18 protein-coding genes are annotated in these 23,469 nt (G+C 61.4%); 15 read left to right on the top strand and 3 right to left on the bottom strand.

The window, feature by feature from the left end; genetic code table 11:
* Positions 1–27 precede the first annotated feature (27 nt).
* The gene (locus tag IB241_RS10535; RefSeq protein WP_412547872.1) at positions 28–2,490 is read left to right on the top strand and encodes a penicillin-binding protein 1A; all 2,463 of its coding nucleotides are present in this window, start codon (positions 28–30) and stop codon (positions 2,488–2,490) included.
* Positions 2,491–2,630: 140 nt separating this feature from the next.
* On the opposite strand, the gene IB241_RS10540 is transcribed toward IB241_RS10535, so the two are convergent.
* Positions 2,631–3,899 (bottom strand): malic enzyme-like NAD(P)-binding protein, encoded by a 1,269-nt coding sequence (locus IB241_RS10540; protein ID WP_192298346.1) that lies wholly within the window; start codon positions 3,897–3,899, stop codon positions 2,631–2,633.
* 287 nt (positions 3,900–4,186) lie between these two features.
* On the bottom strand, positions 4,187–4,420 hold the full coding sequence (rpmE, locus tag IB241_RS10545) for a 50S ribosomal protein L31 (protein ID WP_005784030.1): 234 nt from the start codon (positions 4,418–4,420) through the stop codon (positions 4,187–4,189).
* Between the two features lie 217 nt (positions 4,421–4,637).
* Between rpmE and IB241_RS10550 the strand changes: the two genes are divergently transcribed.
* From IB241_RS10550 to IB241_RS10595, 10 genes are all read left to right on the top strand, one after another.
* On the top strand, positions 4,638–6,857 hold the full coding sequence (locus IB241_RS10550) for a primosomal protein N' (RefSeq protein WP_192298347.1): 2,220 nt from the start codon (positions 4,638–4,640) through the stop codon (positions 6,855–6,857).
* 182 nt (positions 6,858–7,039) lie between these two features.
* Positions 7,040–8,776: an arginine--tRNA ligase gene (argS, locus tag IB241_RS10555; protein ID WP_192298348.1), complete on the top strand. Its 1,737-nt coding sequence runs from the start codon at positions 7,040–7,042 to the stop codon at positions 8,774–8,776.
* 1 nt (position 8,777) lies between these two features.
* Positions 8,778–9,479 (top strand): SPOR domain-containing protein, encoded by a 702-nt coding sequence (locus tag IB241_RS10560; protein ID WP_192298349.1) that lies wholly within the window; start codon positions 8,778–8,780, stop codon positions 9,477–9,479.
* Between the two features lie 257 nt (positions 9,480–9,736).
* Positions 9,737–10,267, top strand: coding sequence for an ATP-dependent protease subunit HslV (gene hslV / locus IB241_RS10565; RefSeq protein ID WP_003171209.1), 531 nt, complete (start codon positions 9,737–9,739; stop codon positions 10,265–10,267).
* Positions 10,268–10,304: 37 nt separating this feature from the next.
* Positions 10,305–11,642, top strand: coding sequence for an ATP-dependent protease ATPase subunit HslU (gene hslU, locus IB241_RS10570; protein WP_012721807.1), 1,338 nt, complete (start codon positions 10,305–10,307; stop codon positions 11,640–11,642).
* Between the two features lie 149 nt (positions 11,643–11,791).
* Positions 11,792–12,169: a gamma-butyrobetaine hydroxylase-like domain-containing protein gene (locus IB241_RS10575; protein WP_192298350.1), complete on the top strand. Its 378-nt coding sequence runs from the start codon at positions 11,792–11,794 to the stop codon at positions 12,167–12,169.
* 251 nt (positions 12,170–12,420) lie between these two features.
* Entirely contained in the window at positions 12,421–14,100 is a 1,680-nt protein-coding gene (gene phaC / locus IB241_RS10580) for a class II poly(R)-hydroxyalkanoic acid synthase (protein WP_192298351.1), read from the top strand.
* 149 nt (positions 14,101–14,249) lie between these two features.
* Positions 14,250–15,095 carry a poly(3-hydroxyalkanoate) depolymerase gene (gene phaZ, locus IB241_RS10585; RefSeq protein WP_017738853.1) on the top strand — a complete coding sequence of 282 codons (846 nt, stop codon included), beginning with the start codon at positions 14,250–14,252 and terminating at the stop codon, positions 15,093–15,095.
* An 88-nt stretch (positions 15,096–15,183) separates the two neighbouring features.
* Entirely contained in the window at positions 15,184–16,866 is a 1,683-nt protein-coding gene (gene phaC, locus IB241_RS10590; RefSeq protein ID WP_192298352.1) for a class II poly(R)-hydroxyalkanoic acid synthase, read from the top strand.
* A gap of 27 nt (positions 16,867–16,893) precedes the next feature.
* Positions 16,894–17,511, top strand: a complete 618-nt coding sequence (locus IB241_RS10595; protein WP_192298353.1) for a TetR/AcrR family transcriptional regulator — start codon at positions 16,894–16,896, stop codon at positions 17,509–17,511.
* A 41-nt stretch (positions 17,512–17,552) separates the two neighbouring features.
* Here the strand turns inward: IB241_RS10595 and IB241_RS10600 are convergent, their stop codons facing one another.
* A complete protein-coding gene (locus IB241_RS10600; RefSeq protein WP_225595423.1) occupies positions 17,553–18,248 on the bottom strand; it encodes a response regulator transcription factor in 696 nt (231 codons plus the stop codon).
* 307 nt (positions 18,249–18,555) lie between these two features.
* On the opposite strand from IB241_RS10600, the gene IB241_RS10605 reads away from it, so the two are divergent.
* The 4 genes from IB241_RS10605 (at position 18,556) to IB241_RS10620 (ending at position 23,469) form a co-directional block, all read left to right on the top strand.
* Positions 18,556–19,134: a fimbrial protein gene (locus IB241_RS10605; protein WP_192298354.1), complete on the top strand. Its 579-nt coding sequence runs from the start codon at positions 18,556–18,558 to the stop codon at positions 19,132–19,134.
* 91 nt (positions 19,135–19,225) lie between these two features.
* Positions 19,226–20,002: a molecular chaperone gene (locus IB241_RS10610; protein WP_192298355.1), complete on the top strand. Its 777-nt coding sequence runs from the start codon at positions 19,226–19,228 to the stop codon at positions 20,000–20,002.
* Between the two features lie 8 nt (positions 20,003–20,010).
* On the top strand, positions 20,011–20,778 hold the full coding sequence (locus IB241_RS10615) for a molecular chaperone (RefSeq protein ID WP_412547868.1): 768 nt from the start codon (positions 20,011–20,013) through the stop codon (positions 20,776–20,778).
* A 123-nt stretch (positions 20,779–20,901) separates the two neighbouring features.
* Positions 20,902–23,469 carry a fimbria/pilus outer membrane usher protein gene (locus IB241_RS10620; protein ID WP_192298356.1) on the top strand — a complete coding sequence of 856 codons (2,568 nt, stop codon included), beginning with the start codon at positions 20,902–20,904 and terminating at the stop codon, positions 23,467–23,469.

Below are 23,469 nucleotides of genomic sequence, written 5' to 3' on the forward strand. Positions count from 1 at the left end.
CTTTTCTCTGGAAATCCAAAAGCCTTGATTCGTCTGCTGAAGTTTTTCGGGTACTCCATTGTCGCGATCGTCTGCGGGCTGCTGCTCGTACTCAGCGGGGCCTACCTCTACCTTAGTCCGGGTTTACCCTCCGTAGAGGCACTCAGAAGTATCCAGTTGCAGATTCCTTTGCGGGTCTACAGCAGCGATGAAAAGCTGATCGCGGAGTTCGGTGAAATGCGCCGCACCCCGATCCGTTTTGCCGATATTCCGCCCAATTTCATCAGCGCCTTGCTGTCGGCCGAAGACGACAATTTCGCCAACCACTACGGCGTAGACCCAAGCAGCCTGGTGCGTGCAGCCACGCAATTGGTAAAAAGCGGACACATTCAATCCGGCGGCAGCACCATCACCATGCAGGTGGCGAAGAACTTCTTCCTCACCAGCGAACGCAGTTTTTCGCGCAAGGCCACAGAGATCCTGCTGGCCTTGCAGATTGAACGCCAGTTGACCAAGGACGAGATCCTTGAGCTGTACGTCAACAAGATCTACCTGGGCAACCGCGCCTACGGCATCGAGGCGGCGTCGCAGGTCTACTACGGCAAGTCGATTCGTGATGCCAGCCTGGCGCAGATGGCGATGATCGCCGGCCTGCCCAAGGCGCCGTCGCGCTTCAACCCACTGGCCAACCCGGCGCGCAGCAAAGAGCGCCGCGACTGGATCCTGGGGCGCATGTACAAGCTGGGCAAGATCGACCAGCACGCCTACGAAACCGCCGTGGCCGAGCCGTTGAACGCCAGTTACCACGTGCCGACGCCAGAAGTGAACGCACCGTATATCGCCGAAATGGCCCGTGCCGAGATGGTCGGCCGGTATGGCAGCGAGGCCTACACCGAAGGTTTCCGCGTCACCACGACCGTTCCGAGCGACACCCAGGAAATCGCCAACAACGCCGTGCATTCCGGCCTGATCACCTACGACCAGCGCCACGGCTACCGCGGCCCCGAATCGCGTCTGCCGGGCAAGACCCTGAGCGCGTGGACCACCGAACTGGGCAAGCAGCGCGCGATCAGCGGCCTGGAGCCGGCCATCGTGACCCAGGTGAAGAAAGACGGCGTGCAGGTGCTGACCCGCACCGGCGAAGCCCATGTGTCGTGGGACAGCATGAAGTGGGCCCGCCCGTTCCTGAACACCAACAGCATGGGCCCGATGCCCAAGCAGCCGTCGGATGTGGCGCAGGTGGGCGATTTGATCCGCGTGCAACGCCAGAAGGACGATAGCCTCAAATTCAGCCAGGTGCCGGTCGCCCAGGGCGCGCTGGTCTCCCTGGACCCGCAGAACGGTGCGATCCGCGCCCTGGTCGGCGGCTTTGCCTTCGAGCAGAGCAACTACAACCGCGCCACCCAGGCCAAGCGCCAGCCCGGCTCGAGCTTCAAGCCGTTCATTTACAGCGCCGCGCTGGATAACGGCTACACAGCCGCCAGCCTGGTCAACGATGCCCCGATCGTGTTTGTCGACGAGTACCTGGACAAGGTCTGGCGTCCGAAGAACGACACCAACACCTTCCTAGGCCCGATCCGTATCCGCGAGGCGCTGTACAAGTCGCGCAACCTGGTATCGATCCGCCTGCTGCAAGCGATGGGCGTCGGCAAGACCATCGACTACATGACGCGCTTTGGCTTCAACAAGTCGGACCTTCCGCCGAACCTGTCCCTGGCCCTGGGCACCGCGACCCTCACGCCAATGGAAATCGCCACCGGCTGGAGCACCTTTGCCAACGGCGGCTACAAGATCACGCCGTACCTGATCGACAAGATCGAAAGCCGCAATGGCGACACCCTGTTCACCGCCAACCCACCACGGGTGCCGGGTGATGTGGTCAACGGCATCGCCGCCACGGACGGCCTGGCCGCGCCGAGCAACGGCGGTATCACGATCGAACCGACGCCAGGCGCCACGCCGGCCGCCAACGCCGCCGCACCTGCCGAGCCACAGGCGCCGGCAGTGGCCGAACGGATTGTGGATGGCCGCACCACCTACATCCTCAACAGCATCCTTGAAGATGTGATCAAGAAAGGCACCGGCCGCCGTGCCCTGGCCCTCGGCCGAGCAGACATCGCGGGCAAGACCGGCACCACCAACGACTCCAAGGACGCCTGGTTCTCCGGCTACAACGGCGACTACGTGACCACCGTGTGGACCGGCTACGACCAGCCGGAAAGCCTCGGCCGTCGCGAATTCGGCGGCACCGTCGCGCTGCCGATCTGGATGAGCTACATGGGCGCTGCCTTGAAGGACAAGCCGTTGCATACCCAGCCTGAGCCGGAAGGCATCCTCAGCCTGCGGATCGATCCGGTCAGTGGCCGCGCCGCCTCGCCAAGCACGCCGAATGCGTACTTCGAGCTGTTCAAGAGCGAAGACACGCCGCCGTCGGTCAATGAACTGGGCAATGGTGTGGTGCCAGGCAGCCCGCTGCCGGCAGACGAGGCGGCGCCGATTGATCTCTTTTAGAGAGCGGCAAGCTGTTAGCTGCAAGCGACAAGTAAGAGCGATGCAGTCTCGCTCTTACTTGTAGCTTGCAGCTTGCAGCTCAAAACTCCCCCATAAAAAAACCCGGCTTTCTGAGCCGGGTTTTTTTATGGGTCTACGGCTTAGCCGTTGAACACATCATCCACGCTTTGCAGCGGGTAGTTCTTCGGATACGGCAGGGTGGCCACACCGGTCTCGATGGCGGCCTTGGCCACGGCATCGGAGATCAGGGTGATCAGGCGCTTGTCCATTGGCTTCGGAATGATGTACTCACGACCGAATTCCAGCTTGGCGCCGCCGTAGGCGTCGCATACGTCCTGAGGCACCGGCAGCTTGGCCAGTTCGCGCAGGGCGTTGGCGGCAGCCACTTTCATCTCTTCGTTGATGCGCTTGGCGCGAACGTCCAGGGCGCCACGGAAGATGAACGGGAAGCCCAGTACGTTGTTGACCTGGTTCGGGTAGTCCGAGCGGCCGGTAGCCATGATCACGTCGTTACGGGTGGCGTGAGCCAGTTCCGGCGCGATCTCTGGGTCCGGGTTGGAGCAGGCGAACACGATCGGGTTGGCCGCCATGGACTTCAGGCCTTCGGCGCTCAGCAGGTTCGGGCCGGACAGGCCGACGAACACGTCTGCACCGTCAAGGGCATCAGCCAGGGTGCGCTTGGAGGACGGGTGGGCAAACATCGCCTTGTACTGGTTCAGGTCGGTGCGCTCGGACTGGATCACGCCCTTGCTGTCGACCATGTAGATGTTTTCCAGCTTGGCGCCCATGCTCACGATCAGCTTCATGCACGAGATAGCTGCCGCACCGGCGCCCAGGCAGACGATCTTGGCGTCAGCCAGGGTCTTGCCGGCGATTTCCAGGGCGTTGATCATGCCGGCCGCGGTAACGATCGCGGTGCCGTGCTGGTCATCGTGGAATACCGGAATGTCGCACTGTTCGATCAGGGCCTTTTCGATCTCGAAGCACTCAGGTGCCTTGATGTCTTCCAGGTTGATGCCACCGAAAGTGATGGAAATGCGCTTTACGGTGTCGATGAAAGCCTGCGGGCTCTCGGAATCGACTTCGATGTCGAAAACGTCAATGCCGGCAAAGCGCTTGAACAGCACGCCCTTGCCTTCCATGACCGGCTTGGAAGCCAATGGGCCAAGGTTGCCCAGGCCCAGAATCGCGGTGCCATCGGAAATCACTGCAACGAGGTTGCCTTTGCCGGTGTACTTGTACGCCAGCTCAGGGTCGCGTGCGATTTCACGTACGGGCTCGGCCACGCCAGGGCTGTAGGCCAGCGACAGGTCGCGGGCGGTGGCGGTGGCTTTGGTGAGCTCTACACTCAGCTTTCCTGGACGAGGATGGGCATGATATTCGAGAGCGGCAGTTTTCAAATCAGACATATCGGCATTCCGCTTTTACTGTTGGTCGACGGACCGCCGAGGATACGCGTGTCGTAAAGTCCCTACAAGACTGGGTAGTCACCGGTGTCAAGGCCCCAAACCGACGTACTTTGGTCTAAGGCCACGGGATACAAGGGCTCAACTGTTCACAATCGCCTAAAAAAATGTCTACAATTTTTTATCAATGCAGCAATTAAATGCGATTCTCTCAAATTCCAGGCACAAAAAAGGCGTCCACAAGGGACGCCTCTTTTTTCAGCAGGAAAAGCCCAGGGGGCTTTTCAGCCTTACTCTGCTGGAGTAGCAGCAGGCTTCTTGCCGAAAGCGCCGAAACGGTCAGCAAAGCGCTGTACACGGCCGCCGGTGTCCAGAGTTTTCTGCTTACCGGTGTAGAACGGGTGGCACTCGTTGCATACGTCAGTACCCAGTGGCTTGCACAGGTTCGAACGAGTTTCGAACTTGTTACCGCAGCTGCAGGTTACTTCGATGGTTTCGTACGCTGGATGGATATCGGCTTTCATGGTGACTTCCTCGGGCTGCGTGCCGCCACTCGACACTATTGTCGAATACCGCACGTAATTAGGCCGCGGATTCTACCAGACCTTTTTAAACGCGCAAGCGGCGCTTTGGGCGTGAAACTTCCTTTCATCAGAAAACCATCGGCTACCCCAAGCCCTCCCCTGTCTGCTAGGCTCCCGCCCCTGCGCCACCGCCTGCCTTTATAGATGAGACCCCCGCGTGCCCGACGCCATCTTGCGCCTCGCCCTGCCTTCGCCCCTGCGCCGCCTGTTCGACTACCGGGCCCCGGCCGGCGTGCTGCGGACGCAGTTGCAACCAGGCATGCGCGTGCGCGTGCCGTTCGGGCGCCGGGAAATGATCGGCATCCTGGTAGAAGTCACCGACCACAGCGAAGTGCCGGCAGAGAAGCTCAAGCCTGCACTGGCAATCCTCGACGCCACGCCACCGCTGCCGCCCGCGCTGTTCAAGCTGTGCCTGTGGACCGCCCAGTATTACCAGCACAGCCTCGGCGACACCCTGAGCTGGGCGCTGCCGGTGCTGCTGCGCCAGGGCGAACTGGCCGAAGCGCGCCAGGAACGTTTCTGGTCGATGGTGCCCGGCGCGCGCCTCGATGACCCGCGCATCGCCCGCGCCCCGCGCCAGCGTGAGGCCCTGGCCACCCTGGCGCAGCATCCCCATGGCGTGGCCCATCAGCTGTTAAGCAAGCTGATGCTGAGCAAAGACAGTCTCGACCTGCTGCTGGCCAAAGGCCTGGTGCAGGTGGAAATCCGCAAGCACGCCCCCGACCCACGTCACGAACACTGGCTGGCCCAACCGGAACTGCCGCTGAACCCCGAGCAACGCGCCGCCTACGAGGCGATCCGTGCAGGCTTCGACAGTTTCCACGCGTTCCTGCTGGCCGGGGTCACTGGCAGCGGCAAGACCGAAGTGTATTTGCAACTGATCCGCGAAACCCTGCAGGCCGGCAAACAGGCGCTGGTGTTGATCCCCGAGATCAACCTGGGCCCGCAGACCCTGGCGCGTTTCGAGCAACGCTTCAACGCGCGCATCGCCCTGGTGCACTCGGCGGTCAACGACCGCGAACGCCTGGAGTCCTGGCTCGCCGCACGAGATGGCGAGGCCGACATTATTATCGGCACCCGCTCGGCGCTGTTCACCCCGATGAAAAACCCCGGGCTGATCATCATCGACGAAGAACACGACGGCTCCTACAAACAGCAGGAAGGCCTGCGCTACCACGCCCGCGACCTCGCGCTGGTACGCGCGCGCCAGGAAGACATCCCGATTGTGCTGGGTTCGGCCACGCCGTCCCTGGAGAGCCTGCACAACGCCTACACCGGCCGTTACGGCCTCCTGCGCCTGAACGAACGTGCAGGCGGCGCCAAGCAGCCACGTTTCCTGCGCCTGGACGTAAAAAGCCGCCCGCTGGACAGCGGTATTTCCGGGCCGATGCAACAAGCCATCGGCCAGACCCTCGCCGCCGGCCAGCAAGTGCTGGTGTTCCTCAACCGTCGCGGCTTTGCGCCGACGCTGTTGTGCCATGACTGCGGCTGGATGTCCGAGTGCGAGCGCTGCGACGCGCGCATGACCGTGCATCAGCGCCACGGCGAGCTGCGTTGCCATCACTGTGGCCATGTGGAACGGGTGCCACGCCACTGCCCGCAGTGCGGCAAAGTCGACCTGCGGCCGGTGGGCGCGGGCACCGAACGGGCCGAAGAGCGCCTGGGCATCCTGTTCCCGGACTACCCGGTGTTGCGGGTCGACCGCGACAGTACCTCGCGCAAAGATGCGATGAACCAGCTGTTCGCCACCATCCAGAAAGGCCAGCCGTGCATTCTGATCGGCACGCAGATGCTGGCCAAAGGGCATCACTTTCCACGGGTGACCCTGGTTTCGATCCTGGATGCCGACGGCGGTCTGTTCTCCGGCGACTTCCGCGCCAGCGAGCGCATGGCGCAGTTGATCGTGCAGGTTGCCGGCCGTGCGGGGCGCGCTGAAGAGCCGGGCAAAGTGATTATCCAGACACACCTGGCCGACCATCCACTGCTGATTCAGCTGACAGAGCAAGGTTACTTTGCCTTCGCTGAACAGGCCTTGAGCGAACGCCGCTCCGCCGGCCTGCCGCCGTTTGCCCACTTGGCCTTGCTGCGCGCCGAAGCGCACAAGCCGGGGCAGGCCGAAGGTTTTCTCGACGAGGCATGCAGTGCCGCCGAACGTTTGCTCGGTGAGCTGGGTCTGACCGGCATCGAGTTGCTCGGCCCGGTGCCCGCCCCCATGGAGCGCCGCGCCGGGCGTTATCGTGCCCAGCTACTCTTGCAGGCGACGTCGCGAGCACCATTGCATCGGCTGCTAAGTAGCCTATTGCTTGCTCTGGAGCAAATGCCCAGCGGCCGGCAAGTGCGATGGTCGATGGATGTCGACCCCGTGGATTTGTATTGATCGATTGGTCCCACTGTTTGGATTGTGAACGCCCTGAAATGTAGGAGCGGGCTTGCCCGCGATGAGGCCCGCAGGTCCGCCAACCCGTCTGAACGGTTGGCAAGCCCGCCCTCGCCACGGATAATGCCCAGTTTTTCCACCTGCGCATCGCGCGCCGCCGCTTGCGGCACAAAGAGAACACCATGAAAGACACCATTCGCCAGCTGATCCAACAAGCCCTCACCCAACTCGTCAACGAAGGTGTGTTGCCTGAAGGCCTGACGCCGGCGATCCAGGTGGAAAATACCCGCGACAAGACCCACGGCGACTTTGCCAGCAACATCGCGATGATGCTGTCCAAGCCTGCGGGCATGAAGCCACGTGACCTGGCGGAAAAAATCATCGCCGCGCTGCCCGCCGATGACAGCGTGACCAAGGCCGAAATCGCCGGCCCTGGCTTTATCAACTTCTTCCAGAACGCCCAGGCCCTGGCCTCGCGCCTCGATGCCGCGCTGGCCGACGCCAAGATCGGCGTGCACAAGGCCGGCGACGCCCAGCGCGTGGTCATCGACCTGTCGGCGCCAAACCTGGCCAAAGAGATGCACGTGGGCCACCTGCGCTCCACCATCATTGGCGACGGCGTGGCCCGCGTCCTGGAGTTCCTCGGCGACACGGTGATCCGTCAGAACCACGTGGGCGACTGGGGCACCCAGTTCGGCATGCTGATGGCCTACCTGCAAGAAAACCCGATCACCAGCAACGAGCTGTCGGACCTGGAAAACTTCTACCGCGCCGCGAAGAAGCGCTTCGACGAATCCGAAGAGTTCGCCGACCGCGCCCGTGGCCTGGTGGTCAAGCTGCAAGCCGGCGACGCCGAATGCCTGGCGCTGTGGAACCGCTTCCGTGAGATTTCCCTGTCTCACTGCCAGGAAATTTACGAGCTGCTCAACGTCAAATTGACCATGGCCGACGTAATGGGCGAAAGCGCCTACAACGATGACCTGATCAACGTGGTCAACGACCTCAAGGCCAAGGGCCTCTTGGTCGAGAGCAACGGCGCGCAGTGCGTGTTCCTCGAAGAATTCAAGACCGCCGATGGCGAGCCGCTGCCGGTGATCATCGTCAAGGCTGACGGCGGCTACCTGTATGCCACCACCGACCTGGCAGCCGTGCGCTACCGCAGCGGCGTGCTCAAGGCCGACCGTGCGCTGTACTTCGTCGACCAGCGCCAGGCCCTGCACTTCCAGCAGGTGTTCGAAGTGGCGCGTCGCGCAGGCTTCGTGACCCACCCGATGCACATGGAACACATGGGTTTCGGCACCATGAACGGCGCCGACGGCCGTCCGTTCAAGACCCGCGACGGCGGCACCGTCAAGCTGATCGACCTGCTCAACGAAGCCCAGGAACGCGCCTACACCCTGGTCAAGGAAAAGAACCCGGAGCTGGCCGAGGCCGACCTGCGCAACATCGCCCGCGTGGTGGGCATTGGCGCGGTGAAATACGCCGACCTGTCCAAGCACCGCACCAGTGACTACAGCTTCAACTTCGAACTGATGCTCAACTTCGAAGGCAACACCGCGCCGTACCTGCTGTACGCCTACACCCGCGTGGCCGGCGTGTTCCGCAAGTTGGGCAAGGACTTCAGCGAAGTCGAAGGCCATATCGTGCTGGATGCCCCGCACGAACAGGAACTGGCGGCCAAGCTGGCGCAGTTCGGCGAAGTGCTGAACAGCGTCGGCGAGAAAGGCACGCCGCACATCCTGTGCAGCTACCTGTATGAAGTTGCCGGCCTGTTCTCCAGCTTCTACGAGAACTGCCCGATCCTCACCGCCGACGACGAGGCCCAGAAGCAAAGCCGCCTGCGCCTCGCCGCCCTGGCTGGTCGTACCCTCAAGCAAGGCCTGGAACTGTTGGGCCTGGAAACCCTGGAGCGCATGTAAGTTGGCTGCCAAGAAAAAACCTGCACCCAAGCGCGGCGCCAGCCGCTACCAGGCCCCGGCGAAAAAGCCGATCCCGGGCTGGCTGTGGATGGCCATCGGCCTGTCGGTCGGCGCGTTTATCGTGTTCCTGATGAAGCTGGACCCGGGCAAGGGCGATGACGTCAAACGGGTCAAGCAGGAGCAGCAGAAGATCACGAAAATGGCCGAAGCCAACAAGACCGCGCCAAGTCCTACAGCACCAGTGAAGCCGAAGTACGACTTCTACACACTGTTGCCGGAGTCCGAAGTGATCGTGCCACCTGACGCCGTGCCGGAGAAAACCCTGCCGACCCCACAAGTGCCGACCACACCGGTCACGCCTGCGGAAGCGGCAAAGATCGACACCGCACGGGCCCAGGCCGCGCTGGCCGGGATCACCCCGCCGCCAGCACCGCCGGTTGCCGAGACCAAAGCGGCGCCGGTGACCAAGTTCTTCCTGCAAGCGGGCTCGTTCCCCAAGCAGGCGGACGCGGACCGTGTACGGGCGCAGATTATCTTGCTGGGCCAGGCGGTGACGGTGGAATCCGGCACGGTGAAGGATGCGACCTGGTATCGCGTGCTGGTGGGGCCGTTCAGCAACCGTGAACAGCTGACCGTGGCGCAGAAACAACTGGCTGGCGCAGGGTTCAGCAACCTGTTGTTACAACAACGCCAGAGCCGCTAAACCCAAGAACACAGCAGGCCCCATGTGGGAGCGGGCTTGCTCGCGAATGCGCTAGATCAGTCAATATTTTCGGCGGCTGACACACCGCTTTCGCGAGCAAGCCCGCTCCCACATTTGATCTATAGCGTTCTCAAGAGTGTGTCAGATCAATACACACCACTCGTCCGCACACCGCCCCCACGGTTGAAATCCCCCCCGCCATCCCCATATCAGTTTTCACCAGGGCATTTTCGCCCCGCTGTGTGGAGACTCTCCCCTTGACCACCATCGTTTCAGTACGTCGCCACGGCAAAGTCGTCATGGGCGGCGACGGCCAGGTTTCCCTTGGCAACACCGTGATGAAAGGCAACGCCAAGAAAGTGCGTCGCCTGTACCACGGCCAGGTTCTCGCGGGCTTTGCCGGCGCTACCGCCGACGCCTTCACCCTGTTCGAGCGTTTCGAAGGCCAGCTGGAAAAACACCAGGGCCACCTCGTGCGCGCCGCAGTTGAACTCGCCAAAGAATGGCGCACCGACCGTTCCCTCAGCCGCCTTGAAGCCATGCTGGCCGTGGCCAACAAAGACGCGTCCTTGATCATCACCGGCAACGGCGATGTGGTTGAGCCCGAGCATGGCCTGATCGCCATGGGTTCCGGCGGTGGCTACGCCCAGGCGGCCGCCAGCGCGCTGTTGAAGAAAACCGACCTGTCGGCCCGTGAAATCGTCGAGACCGCCCTGGGCATCGCCGGCGACATCTGCGTATTCACCAACCACAACCAGACCATTGAGGAGCAGGACCTCGCCGAGTAAGCCGTAGGCTTATTCCGGCTTGAGGCCGCCAAACATTATGTCCATGACTCCCCGCGAAATCGTCCACGAACTCAACCGCCATATCATCGGCCAGGACGATGCCAAGCGCGCCGTTGCCATCGCACTGCGTAACCGCTGGCGCCGGATGCAACTGCCCGAAGAACTGCGCGTTGAAGTAACGCCGAAGAACATCCTGATGATCGGCCCGACCGGCGTCGGTAAAACCGAGATCGCCCGCCGCCTGGCCAAACTGGCCAACGCACCGTTCATCAAGGTCGAAGCCACCAAGTTCACCGAAGTGGGCTACGTGGGCCGCGATGTCGAGTCGATCATCCGTGACCTGGCCGACGCCGCCCTGAAGCTGCTGCGCGAACAGGAAATGACCAAGGTCAGCCACCGCGCCGAAGACGCAGCCGAAGAGCGCATCCTCGACGCCCTGCTGCCGCCGGCACGCATGGGGTTCAACGAAGACGCCGCACCGGCCTCGGACTCCAACACCCGCCAGCTGTTCCGCAAGCGCCTGCGTGAAGGCCAGTTGGACGACAAGGAAATCGAGATCGAAGTCGCCGAAGTGTCCGGCGTCGACATCTCCGCCCCGCCTGGCATGGAAGAAATGACCAGCCAGTTGCAGAACCTGTTCGCCAACATGGGCAAGGGCAAGAAGAAAAGCCGCAAGCTCAAGGTGAAGGAAGCGCTGAAACTGGTGCGCGACGAAGAAGCCGGGCGCCTGGTGAACGAAGAAGAACTCAAGGCCAAGGCCCTGGAAGCGGTCGAGCAGCACGGCATCGTGTTTATCGATGAGATCGACAAGGTGGCCAAGCGCGGCAACTCCGGTGGCGTCGATGTATCCCGTGAAGGCGTGCAGCGCGACCTGCTGCCGCTGATCGAAGGCTGCACCGTGAACACCAAGCTGGGCATGGTCAAGACCGACCACATCCTGTTTATTGCCTCCGGAGCGTTCCACCTGAGCAAGCCAAGCGACCTGGTGCCGGAGCTGCAAGGCCGCCTGCCGATTCGCGTGGAGCTCAAGGCGCTGACCCCGGGCGACTTCGAGCGCATCCTCAGCGAGCCCCATGCATCGCTGACCGAGCAGTACCGCGAGTTGCTGAAAACCGAAGGCCTGGGCATCGAGTTCCAGCCGGACGGCATCAAGCGCCTGGCGGAGATTGCCTGGCAGGTCAACGAGAAGACCGAGAACATCGGTGCCCGTCGCCTGCACACGTTGCTGGAGCGTTTGCTGGAGGAAGTGTCCTTCAGTGCCGGCGATCTGGCTGGGGCGCAGAATGGCGAAGTGATCAAGATCGACGCTGATTACGTCAACAGCCATCTGGGCGAATTGGCGCAGAACGAGGATCTGTCTCGCTACATTTTGTAAGCCGCACGCAGAGCCGCTTTGCTTTAATGTGGGAGCGGGCTTGCTCGCGAATGCGGTGTATCAGTCAATACTTGTGTGACTGACACACCGCATTCGCGAGCAAGCCCGCTCCCACTTTTTTTGAGCCGGTTTCTTCAGGGTTATCTCCAATGACTAAATTTCCTACTGCCGTAAACCTGCACAAAACCTCCAACACCCTCGGCCTCACCTACGGGCCCGATGAGGTCTACCAACTCCCCGCCGAGCTGCTGCGCACCCACTCGCCTTCGGCCGAGGTCCAGGGCCACGGCAAACCCATCCTGCAATTCGGCAAGCTCAACGTGAAGTTGATCAAGATCGAACCGGCCGGCCAGTACGCACTGAAATTGACCTTCGACGACGGCCATGACAGCGGACTGTTCACCTGGGACTATCTCTACCAGCTGGCCGTGCGCCAGGATGCGCTGTGGGCCGATTATCTGGCCGAACTCAAAGCCGCTGGCAAAACCCGCGACCCGAGCCAATCGGTCGTGCGGCTGATGCTCTAGTCCAGGCGTCTTGCTCTTTAGAGGGCATTTTCTAATTTCATCTGCTTGAATGCCCTGTCGCGTGGCCAACGAATGGCCCGCTTGCGAAAAAAATTAAACTCGGGTAACCAATGGAACTGGCAAGTTCCCTGCATTTGACGATGCGGTATCAACGGTCACCCGAGTCGCAGTACCTGGCTTGTGTCGTGTATCGAAACCTGGTGCACAGAGCGGTAGCCGGTACTCGTCTTTCGGACAATGGAGCGTCGTAGATGAGTAACAAGAACAACGATGACTTGAAACGCCAGGCCTCGGAAAACACCCTGGGGCTGAACCCGATCATCGCGTTACGGAAAAAGGACTTACTCGCCTCGGCGAAGATGGTGCTGACCCAAGCCATCAAGCAACCGTTGCACAGCGTCAAGCATGTCGCGCACTTTGGCGTCGAACTCAAGAACGTGATGTTCGGCAAGTCCCAACTGGTGCCGGAAAGCGATGACCGTCGCTTCCATGACCCGGCCTGGAGCCAGAACCCGCTCTACAAGCGCTACCTGCAAACCTACCTGGCATGGCGCAAGGAACTGCACGACTGGATCGGCGACAGCAACCTGTCCCCCCAGGACATCAGCCGCGGCCACTTCGTGATCAACCTGATGACCGAAGCCATGGCCCCCACCAACAGTGCGGCCAACCCGGCGGCGGTCAAACGTTTCTTTGAAACCGGCGGCAAGAGCCTGCTCGACGGTTTGTCCCACCTGGCCAAGGACATGGTGCACAACGGCGGCATGCCGAGCCAGGTCAACATGGGCGCCTTTGAAGTGGGCAAGACCCTGGGCACCAGCGAAGGCGCCGTGGTGTTTCGCAACGACGTGCTGGAGCTGATCCAGTACAAGCCGATCACCGAACAGGTGCACGAGCGCCCGCTGTTGGTGGTGCCGCCGCAGATCAACAAATTCTACGTATTCGACCTGAGCCCGGATAAGAGCCTGGCGCGCTTCTGCCTGCGCAATGGCCAGCAGACCTTTATCGTCAGCTGGCGCAACCCGACCAAGGCCCAGCGTGAATGGGGCCTGTCGACCTATATCGAGGCGCTCAAGGAAGCGGTGGACGTCGTCACCGCGATCACCGGCAGCAAAGACATCAACATGCTCGGCGCCTGCTCCGGCGGCATTACCTGCACCGCCTTGCTCGGCCACTACGCCGCGCTGGGCGAAAAGAAGGTCAACGCCCTGACCCTGCTGGTCAGCGTGCTCGACACCACCCTGGACACCCAGGTGGCGCTGTTTGTCGACGAGCAAACCCTGGAAGCGGCCAAGCGCCACTCCTACCAATCCGGAGTGCTTGAGGGCCGCGACATGGCCAAGGTGTTCGCCTGGATGCGCCCCAACGACTTGATCTGGAACTACTGGGTCAACAACTACCTGCTGGGCAACGAGCCGCCGGTGTTCGACATCCTGTTCTGGAACAACGACACCACGCGCTTGCCGGCCGCGTTCCACGGCGACCTGATCGAACTGTTCAAAAACAACCCACTGGTACGCGCCAATGCCCTGGAAGTGTGCGGCACGCCCATCGACCTCAAGCAGGTCACCGCAGACATCTACTCACTGGCCGGCACCAACGACCACATCACACCCTGGCAGTCCTGCTACAAGTCGGCGCAGCTGTTTGGCGGCAAGGTCGAGTTCGTGCTGTCCAGCAGCGGGCATATCCAGAGCATCCTCAACCCGCCGGGCAACCCCAAGGCGCGCTACCAGACCAGCGACAGCCTGACGGCAACGCCGCTGGACTGGCAGGAAAATGCCACCAAGCACACCGACTCCTGGTGGCTGCATTGGCAGGCGTGGCAGGCGGAGCGGGCGGGGAAGCTGAAGAAGGCGCCGACAACATTAGGCAATAAAACCTACGTCGCGGCGGAAGCGGCGCCGGGCACCTACGTACACGAACGCTAGATTGAAATGAGATCCAAATGTGGGAGCGGGCTTGCTCGCGAATGCGGTGTGTCAGTCAGCACATCTGATACTGATGCACCGCTTTCGCGAGCAAGCCCGCTCCCACATTCAGACTGCATTCCGGCAGTAACACTTCACAGGGCTTGAGCATGCCGCAACCGTTCATCTTCCGTACCATCGACCTGGATGGCCAGACCATCCGCACGGCGGTGCGCCCGGGCAAGCCTCACTTGACGCCGCTGCTGATCTTCAATGGCATCGGTGCCAACCTTGAGTTGGTGTTTCCGTTCGTCCAGGCCCTGGACCCAGACCTCGAAGTGATCGCCTTCGATGTGCCGGGAGTGGGCGGTTCGTCGACGCCCAAGCGACCGTACCGGTTTCCCGGCCTGGCCAAGCTCACCGCGCGCATGCTCGATTACCTCGACTACGGCCAGGTCAGCGTGGTGGGCGTGTCCTGGGGCGGCGCGCTGGCACAGCAATTTGCCTACGACTACCCGGAGCGCTGCAAGAAGCTGATCCTGGCGGCCACGGCGGCAGGCGCGGTGATGGTGCCGGGCAAACCGAAGGTGTTATGGCTGATGGCCAGCCCGCGCCGGTATATCCAGCCGTCCCACGTGGTGCGCATTGCGCCGATGATTTATGGCGGCTCGTTCCGCCGCGATTCAAAACTCGCCGCCGAACATGCGAGCAAAGTGCGCTCGGCCGGCAAGCTCGGTTACTACTGGCAATTGTTCGCCGGGCTGGGCTGGACCAGCATCCACTGGCTGCACAAGATCCGCCAGCCGACCCTGGTGTTGGCGGGGGACGACGACCCGCTGATCCCGCTGATCAACATGCGCATGCTCGCCTGGCGCATTCCCAACGCACAGCTGCACATCATCGATGACGGCCACCTGTTCCTGATCACCCGGGCCGAAGCCGTGGCGCCGATCATCATGAAGTTTCTTGAAGAGGAGCGCATGCGTGCGGTGATTCATCCACGCCCGGCGGTGTAAGGACACACCGCCGCGCAACTTGCCAGGAACCGACTAAGGTTCTGAATTGGCGTGCCCGTTTGATGGCTTGACGAAGGAGTGTTGGCTCATGCGAGAAAGACCCGTGACAGACCCGGCGCCCACCCCGGCCGCGTTTATCAATGCGCAAAATGCGATCACCGGCCTCAGGGGGCGGGACTTGCTCTCGACCCTGCGCAGCGTGGCCGCCCACGGTTTGCGCAACCCGGTGCACACCGCCCGGCATGCCTGGGCGTTGAGCGGGCAACTGGGCCGCGTTTTGCTGGGCGAAACCATGCATGAACCCAACCCCAAAGACAGCCGCTTCAGCGATCCCACCTGGAAACTCAACCCCTTCTACCGCCGCAGCCTGCAGGCCTACCTGAGCTGGCAGAAACAGACCCGTCACTGGATCGACGACCTCTCCCTGAGCGCCGATGACCGCGCCCGCGCGCACTTCGTCTTTTCCCTGCTCAACGATGCGGTCTCCCCCTCCAACACCCTGCTCAACCCGCTGGCCATCAAGGAGCTGCTCAACTCCGGCGGCAACAGCGTGGTGCGCGGCGTGACCAACCTGTTCGAAGACCTGCTGCACAACAACGGCCTGCCGCGCCAGGTCAGCAAGCAAGCGTTCGAGGTCGGCAAGACAGTGGCCACCACCCCCGGCGCGGTGGTGTTTCGCAACGAGCTGCTGGAGCTGATCCAGTACAAGCCCATGAGCGAAAAGCAGTACGCCAAGCCGCTGCTGATCGTGCCGCCGCAAATCAACAAGTACTACATCTTCGACCTGAGCCCGGCCAACAGCTTTGTGCAGTACGCCCTGAAAAACAGCCTGCAGACGTTTATGGTCAGCTGGCGCAACCCGGATGTGCGGCATCGCGAATGGGGCCTGTCCACCTACGTCGCCGCGCTGGAAGAAGCGCTCAACGTATGCCGCGCGATCACTGGCGCCCGCGAGGTCAACCTGATGGGCGCCTGCGCCGGCGGCCTGACCATCGCCGCGTTGCAAGGCCACCTGCAAGCCAAGCGCCAGCTGCGGCGCGTCTCCAGCGCCAGCTACCTGGTTAGCCTGCTCGACAGCCAGATCGACAGCCCCGCGACCTTGTTTGTCGACGAGCAGACCCTGGAAGCGGCCAAGCGCCGCTCCTACCAGCAAGGCGTGCTGGATGGCCGCGACATGGCCAAGGTGTTTGCCTGGATGCGTCCCAACGACCTGATCTGGAATTACTGGATCAACAACTACCTGCTGGGCAAGGAACCGCCGGCCTTCGACATCCTGTACTGGAACAACGACAACACACGCCTGCCCGCCGCGCTGCATGGCGACTTGCTGGACTTTTTCAAGCACAACCCGCTGAGCCATTGCGGTGGCCTTGAGGTGTGCGGCACGCCGATCGATTTGCAGAAGGTCACGGTGGACAGCTTCAGCGTGGCCGGGATCAACGACCACATCACGCCGTGGGATGCGGTGTATCGCTCCACCCAGCTGTTGGGCGGCGAGCGGCGCTTCGTGCTGTCCAACAGCGGGCATATCCAGAGCATCCTCAACCCGCCGGGCAACCCCAAGGCCAACTACGTCGAAAACCCCAAGCTGAGCAGCGACCCACGCGCCTGGTACTACGACGCCAACCATGTCGACGGCAGCTGGTGGCCGCGATGGCTGGAGTGGGTCCAACAGCGCTCCGGCGTGCAACGCGAAACCCTGACCGCCCTGGGCAACCAGAATTACCCACCGATGGAGGCGGCACCTGGCACTTATGTGCGGGTGCGCTGAGCCCAACGATCAGACTAAGAAGACTGGATGAAGACCCGCGACCGTATCCTTGAATGCGCCCTGCACCTGTTCAACCAGAAGGGCGAACCGAACGTATCGACCATGGAGGTGGCCAATGAAATGGGGATCAGCCCCGGCAACCTCTACTACCACTTCCATGGCAAGGAACCGCTGGTGCTCGGGCTGTTCGAACGATTCCAGAATGAGCTGGCGCCGTTGCTCGACCCGCCGGCGGACGCGCAGCTGGAGCCCCAGGACTACTGGCTGTTCCTGCACCTGATCGTCGAGCGCATGGCTCATTACCGGTTTCTGTTCCAGGACCTGTCAAACCTGGCCGGGCGCCTGCCAAAGCTGGCCAAGGGCATTCGCAACCTGTTGACGGCGCTCAAACGCACCCTCGCCTCTTTGCTGGCCCGGTTGAAAGCCGGCGGGCAGTTGGTCAGTGGCACCCAGGCACTGGGCCAACTGGTGGAGCAGATCACCATGACCCTGTTGTTTTCCCTGGATTACCAACGGATTCTCGACCGAGAAGGCGAAGTACAAGTGGTTGTCTACCAGATCATGATGCTGGTCGCACCGCATCTGTTACCACCGGCGCGACAGGCGACCGAAAGATTGGCACTACAGTATGTAGATGCCCCCTAGTTAAATGCCATTAACTACAGATGCTTCTTACAAACCGCTCATTAACCGGGCTCACCAAACTGTCGAGTAAACTTGAAAAGCTCGCTATCGGTTTTGATTCCCAGCTTTCGATAGGCCGACTGTTTCTGCGTACTGATGGTACTTGCACTGCGCGAAAATTTTGCTGCAATTGAATTCACCGACATGCCATCGAGAAAGCAACGCAATACTTCCTGCTCTTTGGGCGTCAGACAAGCGTTCAAGCGAAACGGTGATGACAACTCAAGTTTGGTCTTTATGTTCTCCCCTTCAGAAATGGGTTGCATACCTTGAATGGCCGATAACATACAAGGCTGCAGGTAAATCCGCCCCTGGGCGACGGTCCGGATGGCCGCGATCAATTCAGTCATCTTCTGGGTCTTGCCCAGCACCCCCCAACTTCCAGCTTTCAAGGCCAACGAAACGCTTGCGGGGGTGTAGTGCGACGACACCACAATTGGCTTGCACTGCTTGAAACGCCGGCTTAACGCGCGGATCAGGGTCAGGCCATCAATGTCCGATGGCCCGAGGATAAAGTCCATGATCACTATGTCCGCCGGGCGCCGTGCAAGTGCCTCCAGCAACTCCCGCCCCGTCCCGAAGGAGCCGATCACATCGAAGTCGCCTTCATTGGCCAGCCCTAGTTCGATCCCCTGTCGAACCATCTCATGATCATCAAGCAACATGAGGGTATGCGTATTGGAAGAAGAAGTAGGCATCAAAAAACCCGTTAAGTGAGAACAACCAAAAACTCTCTAGTTATAGCGAACACGGTATATCCCACCCACACCTGCGGATCAACACGGGAAAATAATAAGGACGGTTCTTTCAGGTGCGCCTTACAGTGGCGTCTTACACCGCAAAGTCAATGCAACAATTTTGATTGAATAGCGCATTTTTCGAATTATCACGAGATAAAACTCGCGACTTCTCTATAGGCAGTTTTCTTTTTCCCGCACACATTATGCCCTGCCCGCCAACTAGCAAAATGACGGGACATACTGAAAACTCATGATCGGGAATACTATGAAATTCAATACTCTGCCTACACTTGCTGCTATTGCCCTGGCCGCGGCCATCTCGCAAACCGCCCATGCCGCCAATGACGGCACCATCAACTTCAGCGGACTGGTCAACGATACAACCTGCACCATCGAAGGTTCGGCACCCGGTACGGGCGCTGTGGTCAAGGACGTCAACCTGGGCGGAGTCTCGGCTGCGCGCCTGGCGAAACCTGGCGACCGTGCCAACCTGACTGGCTTCACCATCCGCATCGGCGCACCGGGTGAAGGCAGCTGCACCAACGGCCGCACCGCAATGGTTGCGTTCGACCCCACCAGTCCGGCCATCGACGTAGCAACCGGCCGACTGAACATCGACGGCTACGACAACCCCGATGACACCGAAAACGCCAAGAACGTACAGGTGGAAGTCACCAACCGCAACGGCTCCCCAATCAACGTCTACACCGAAAAATCCGAAGGTGTGGTGATCGCCGACAACCAGGCTGTCATCCCGCTGGCCGCGCAAATGTACGCCACCGCCCCCGCTACCGAGGGTACGGTCAAGACGCGCGTAGGTTTTATGGTTGTGTACGCCGACTAAGGGGCCAGGGCCTGCGCACAAGCATGCCTTGTCTATAACGGACCTGCCGTAAACGGGCAGGTCCCTCCCCGATCCGAAGAGTTGCGAGACTATGAAAAAAATGGCCTGCCGAGTGCTTGCCACCTGTGCCTTGGGATGGTTAACGCTACAAGCGCTAACCGCCCATGCAGGCGTGATTATTTATGGCACACGTGTGATCTTTCCGGCTGAACAGCAGGAGGTCGTGGTGCGCCTGGAGAACAAGGGCGACCGTCCGGCACTGGTCCAAACCTGGCTGGATACCGGCGATGTGCGCTCGACACCCGCGACGGCGCAGACGCCCTTTACCCTCTCGCCGCCGATCTTTCGTATCGAGCCGAACCAGCAGCAAGCCCTGCGCCTGCGCTATCTGGGTGAAACAGCGCCCAACGATCGCGAAAGCCTGTACTGGCTGAATGTGCTGGAGGTGCCACCACGCTCAGCCAATTCCGAGCAAAACAACCAGATAGAACTGGCGTTCCGGACCCGTTTGCGTGTGTTCCTGCGCCCGCCGGCACTGCCCTATCCAGTGGCCAGCGCACCATCGAAACTGCAATGGCAGCTGGTGCCTCACGAGCAGGGGTATGCCCTGCAAGCGACCAACCCGACGCCATACCATATTTCCCTGACCTCGGTTGACTTGCTGAGCGAAGGAAGACGCTTCAGCAAAGCACCCAACAAGGAAGCCAACGACGGTCTGCTGATGCCGGCCGGTGACGTGAAACGGTTTGCGCTACCGCTGCTGCGTGATCGCCCCAACGGCACACCGAAAGTGGAGTTCACCACCGTGAGCGACTTCGGCGCCCGGGTGCGCCACTCGGCCAGTCTTACTCCTTCAGTCGCCAGATGATCTCGCCCATGAAATCGATCTTTATCTCGTCTTTGTCATTCCCGTTCATGGCATGGGCATTCGCGTTGTTTGGCGCCACGTCCGTGCATGCGAGCGTGGTGATCAACAGTACGCGGATCATCTATCCGCAGAACGAAAAGGAAGTCACCGTCAGGCTGGAAAGCAAGAATCAGGCGCCAGTACTGATCCAGGCCTGGCTGGACAGCGGTGACGAACACTCGACTCCGGATCTGGCCGCAATTCCCTTTATCGCCACGCCCCCGATTTTTCGCATGGAGCCAGGCAAGCAACAGGTGGTGCGCCTGGCGTATACGGGCGACAACCTGACGGCGAAGCAGGAAAGCCTGTTCTGGTTCAACCTGCTGGAGGTACCCGCACAGTCCCAGGACGCCAAGCAAGCCAATCAACTGCAGTTGGCCTTTCGCTCCCGGATCAAGCTGTTCCTGCGCCCGCCAAACCTGCCCTATGGGGTCGACGCCGCGCCGGCAAAACTGCAATGGCGCCATGAATCGACCGAGCGCGGCCAAATCCTGGAGGTCTATAACCCCACGCCTTACCACGTGACCTTCGACCAGATCGACGTGCTGGAGGCAAAGCTGCGCCATACACGCAAGGCCGCACTCTCTGGTGCCGAAAACATGGTGGCGCCTGGCGGCCGCAATCGCTTTGAACTGCCCAGCCTCAAGTCACCGCCGGGTGCTGCGACCACGGTGGAGTTCCAGACGCTTGACGACTTTGGCGTAAGGACCTCCCACAGCGCCAAGGTCTCGAAATGACCGACCTGGCCAGCCCGACACCGTAGTTCTCCAACCCCGGACACACCTGTTGGATGCCCTTTTTCCTGGGCAGGGCCTCCCCTTGCCCGAATTCGGACAGCACTTTTTTTGGAAATGGCAAACATGAGCTTGAACACGCCTGCCAGAGCAAGACACTGGTCCCCGACATGTCATCGTCTGAAGCTTACGGCGCAGAGCTTGTTGCTGCTCGGCGGAGCACACTCGATGGCCGCCCACGCGGTGGAGAATGTCGAGTTCAACCCGGCCTTCTTTCCGGATGGCGCGGGTGGCCAGCAGCTCGATATTTCAAAATTCAGCCAGGGCAACGTCGTACTGCCCGGCAACTACCGCAGCGACGTCTACCTCAACGGTCAGTGGATTGGCCGCGAAACGTTGTCCTTCGTCGCGGTCGAGGGCCAGGACTCGGCGCAGATGTGCCTGGAGCGTGATGCACTGCTCAGGTTCGGCATCGACCTGGACGCACCGCAAAAACAACCCGTCGAGGACGGCCAGGCGCCGATTCCCGAGTTTGCCGGTTGCGAGGATATTTCAACCTACCTGCCAGGCAGTACCAGCCAGTTCGACTCAGGCGAAAACCGCCTGACACTGCAGGTTCCACAGATCTACATGGCACGTACGGCACGCGGCTATGTCGACCCGAAACACTGGGACAGCGGCATCAATGCGGCCTTCGCACGCTACAACATCAACACCTTCAATACACGCACGAACGGCCGCTCGATCAACTCCCATTACCTGGGCCTGAACTCCGGGCTCAATCTGGGTGACTGGCATTTGCGTCATAACGGCAGCTTCAGCCAGACCGACGCCGCCTCGGGTTATCAAAGCAGCAGCACCTATGTGCAACGGGAACTGAGCCCGCTGCGCTCACAAATGATGGTGGGCGAGATCTACACCCCGGGCGAGCTGTTCGACAGCGTGCGCCTGCGCGGTGCCAGCCTGTTCAGCGATGACCGGATGCTGCCGGATTCCATGACCGGCTTTGCGCCTGTGGTGCGTGGTGTCGCCGAGACCAATGCCCGCGTGACCGTGCGCCAACGTGGCGTGTTGCTGGATGAAGTCTCCGTGGCCCCCGGCCCGTTTGTGCTCAACGACCTGTTCCCCACCGGCTATGGGGGTGACCTGACTGTCACCGTCACCGAGGCCGATGGCCGCCAGCGCGAATTCATCGTGCCGTTTGCCGCCAACGCCAACCTGCTGCGTGCGGGCTACAGCCGCTATTCACTGAGCGTCGGCCTGCTGGATGAAATCGGCCTGAACCATCCACCCAAACTGATGCAGGCGACCTACCAGCACGGCCTCAACAATCTGCTGACCGGCTACACAGGGGCGGTGGTGGGTGAGGACTATCACTCGCAGTTACTGGGGACGGCCTTCAATACCCCGTTTGGCGCGCTGTCCTTCGACCTGACCAATTCGAACGCAAACCTGCCCGGTCACGGGTCCCGGGACGGGCAAAGCGTGCAGTTGCGCTACAGCAAGAACTTCACCGATACCGGCACTCACTTTGCCCTCGGTGCCTATCGGTACTCCACGCAAGGCTTCCTGAGCATCGCCGACGCCGCGAGGGTGCGCGACCTGGCCATCGACGGGCGCAGCCTGGACAACCTGTCACGCCTGCGCGACAGAATGGATATCAGCCTCAACCAGAGCCTGGGCAACAGCTCGGTGTACCTCACCGGCTCTTCGCAGAACTACTGGAACCGCGCAAGCGGCAACCTGACCTTCACCGCAGGCTACACCGGCAGCTGGCGGGGCATGCACTACACCCTCAGCGCCCAGCGCACCAAGGACTTGCTGAGCGACAGGATCGACAAGCGAGTGGATCTGACCCTGAGCCTGCCACTGGGCAGGGATGCTCGCTCGCCGACCCTGACCACCACGGCCTTTCGCGGTAATCAAAGCAGCGGCGAACGTGTGAACCTCGGCGGCACCCTGGGTGAGCGCAACGAGTTCAGCTACGGCGTGGGCAGCAGCAGGACCCAGGGCAGTGACAACGCCCTGAGCGCCGACGTGAAATATCAGGCGAGCCATGGCGTGCTGTCCGCAGGGTATGGCCAGAGCAACAGCTACCGCGCAACGTCCCTCGGCATGACCGGCGGCATCGTCGCTCACTCGGGAGGCGTGACGTTCGCCCCGGAGCTCGGCGACACCATCGGCATCGTCCAGGCTCCCAGTGCACAGGGCGCGCGGATCAATGGCAACCACAGCGCCCAGGTCGGCAAGAGCGGTTACGCCGTGGTGCCCCACCTCACGCCGTACCGCCAGAACGTGGTGGAACTGGACCCCAAGGACTTGTCCGTGGATGTGGAGCTCAAGACCGCCGCACAAAACATCGCGCCGCGCGCCGGGTCGGTGGTGAAGTTGCAGTTCGATACGGTCAGCGGCCAGGCGCTCTTGATCACGGCGCAGCGTGAGGATGGCAGCCCGCTGCCGTTCGGTTCGGATGTGTTCGATGAGGATGGCGCCAGCGTGGGCATTGTTGGCCAGGGCGGCAAAGCGTTTGTGCGCGTTGCGAAGGATCAGGGGCTGTTGACCGTCAAGTGGGGCAGCAATGACGACGCCTCTTGCCGACTGCAATACGGCCTGCAGAAAGGCCCGGAGGGAGATGCGACACCGCGTTTACGCCATCTGGATGCTGGCACGTGCTCTGCCAACACACGTGGCTGA

It is taken from the genome of Pseudomonas sp. PDM05 (genome assembly GCF_014851685.1).
In the GTDB taxonomy this organism is placed as follows: Bacteria; Pseudomonadota; Gammaproteobacteria; order Pseudomonadales; family Pseudomonadaceae; genus Aquipseudomonas.

Bases quoted from the DNA above. Each gene is read 5' to 3' on its own strand.
- IB241_RS10540 (WP_192298346.1), bottom strand. From the start codon at position 3,899: ATGTCTGATTTGAAAACTGCCGCTCTCGAATATCATGCCCATCCTCGT.
- rpmE (WP_005784030.1), bottom strand. From the start codon at position 4,420: ATGAAAGCCGATATCCATCCAGCGTACGAAACCATCGAAGTAACCTGC.
- argS (WP_192298348.1), top strand. From the start codon at position 7,040: ATGAAAGACACCATTCGCCAGCTGATCCAACAAGCCCTCACCCAACTC.
- hslU (WP_012721807.1), top strand. From the start codon at position 10,305: ATGTCCATGACTCCCCGCGAAATCGTCCACGAACTCAACCGCCATATC.
- IB241_RS10575 (WP_192298350.1), top strand. From the start codon at position 11,792: ATGACTAAATTTCCTACTGCCGTAAACCTGCACAAAACCTCCAACACC.
- phaC (WP_192298351.1), top strand. From the start codon at position 12,421: ATGAGTAACAAGAACAACGATGACTTGAAACGCCAGGCCTCGGAAAAC.
- phaZ (WP_017738853.1), top strand. From the start codon at position 14,250: ATGCCGCAACCGTTCATCTTCCGTACCATCGACCTGGATGGCCAGACC.
- phaC (WP_192298352.1), top strand. From the start codon at position 15,184: ATGCGAGAAAGACCCGTGACAGACCCGGCGCCCACCCCGGCCGCGTTT.
- IB241_RS10595 (WP_192298353.1), top strand. From the start codon at position 16,894: ATGAAGACCCGCGACCGTATCCTTGAATGCGCCCTGCACCTGTTCAAC.
- IB241_RS10600 (WP_225595423.1), bottom strand. From the start codon at position 18,248: ATGCCTACTTCTTCTTCCAATACGCATACCCTCATGTTGCTTGATGAT.
- IB241_RS10605 (WP_192298354.1), top strand. From the start codon at position 18,556: ATGAAATTCAATACTCTGCCTACACTTGCTGCTATTGCCCTGGCCGCG.
- IB241_RS10610 (WP_192298355.1), top strand. From the start codon at position 19,226: ATGAAAAAAATGGCCTGCCGAGTGCTTGCCACCTGTGCCTTGGGATGG.
- IB241_RS10615 (WP_412547868.1), top strand. From the start codon at position 20,011: ATGAAATCGATCTTTATCTCGTCTTTGTCATTCCCGTTCATGGCATGG.
- IB241_RS10620 (WP_192298356.1), top strand. From the start codon at position 20,902: ATGAGCTTGAACACGCCTGCCAGAGCAAGACACTGGTCCCCGACATGT.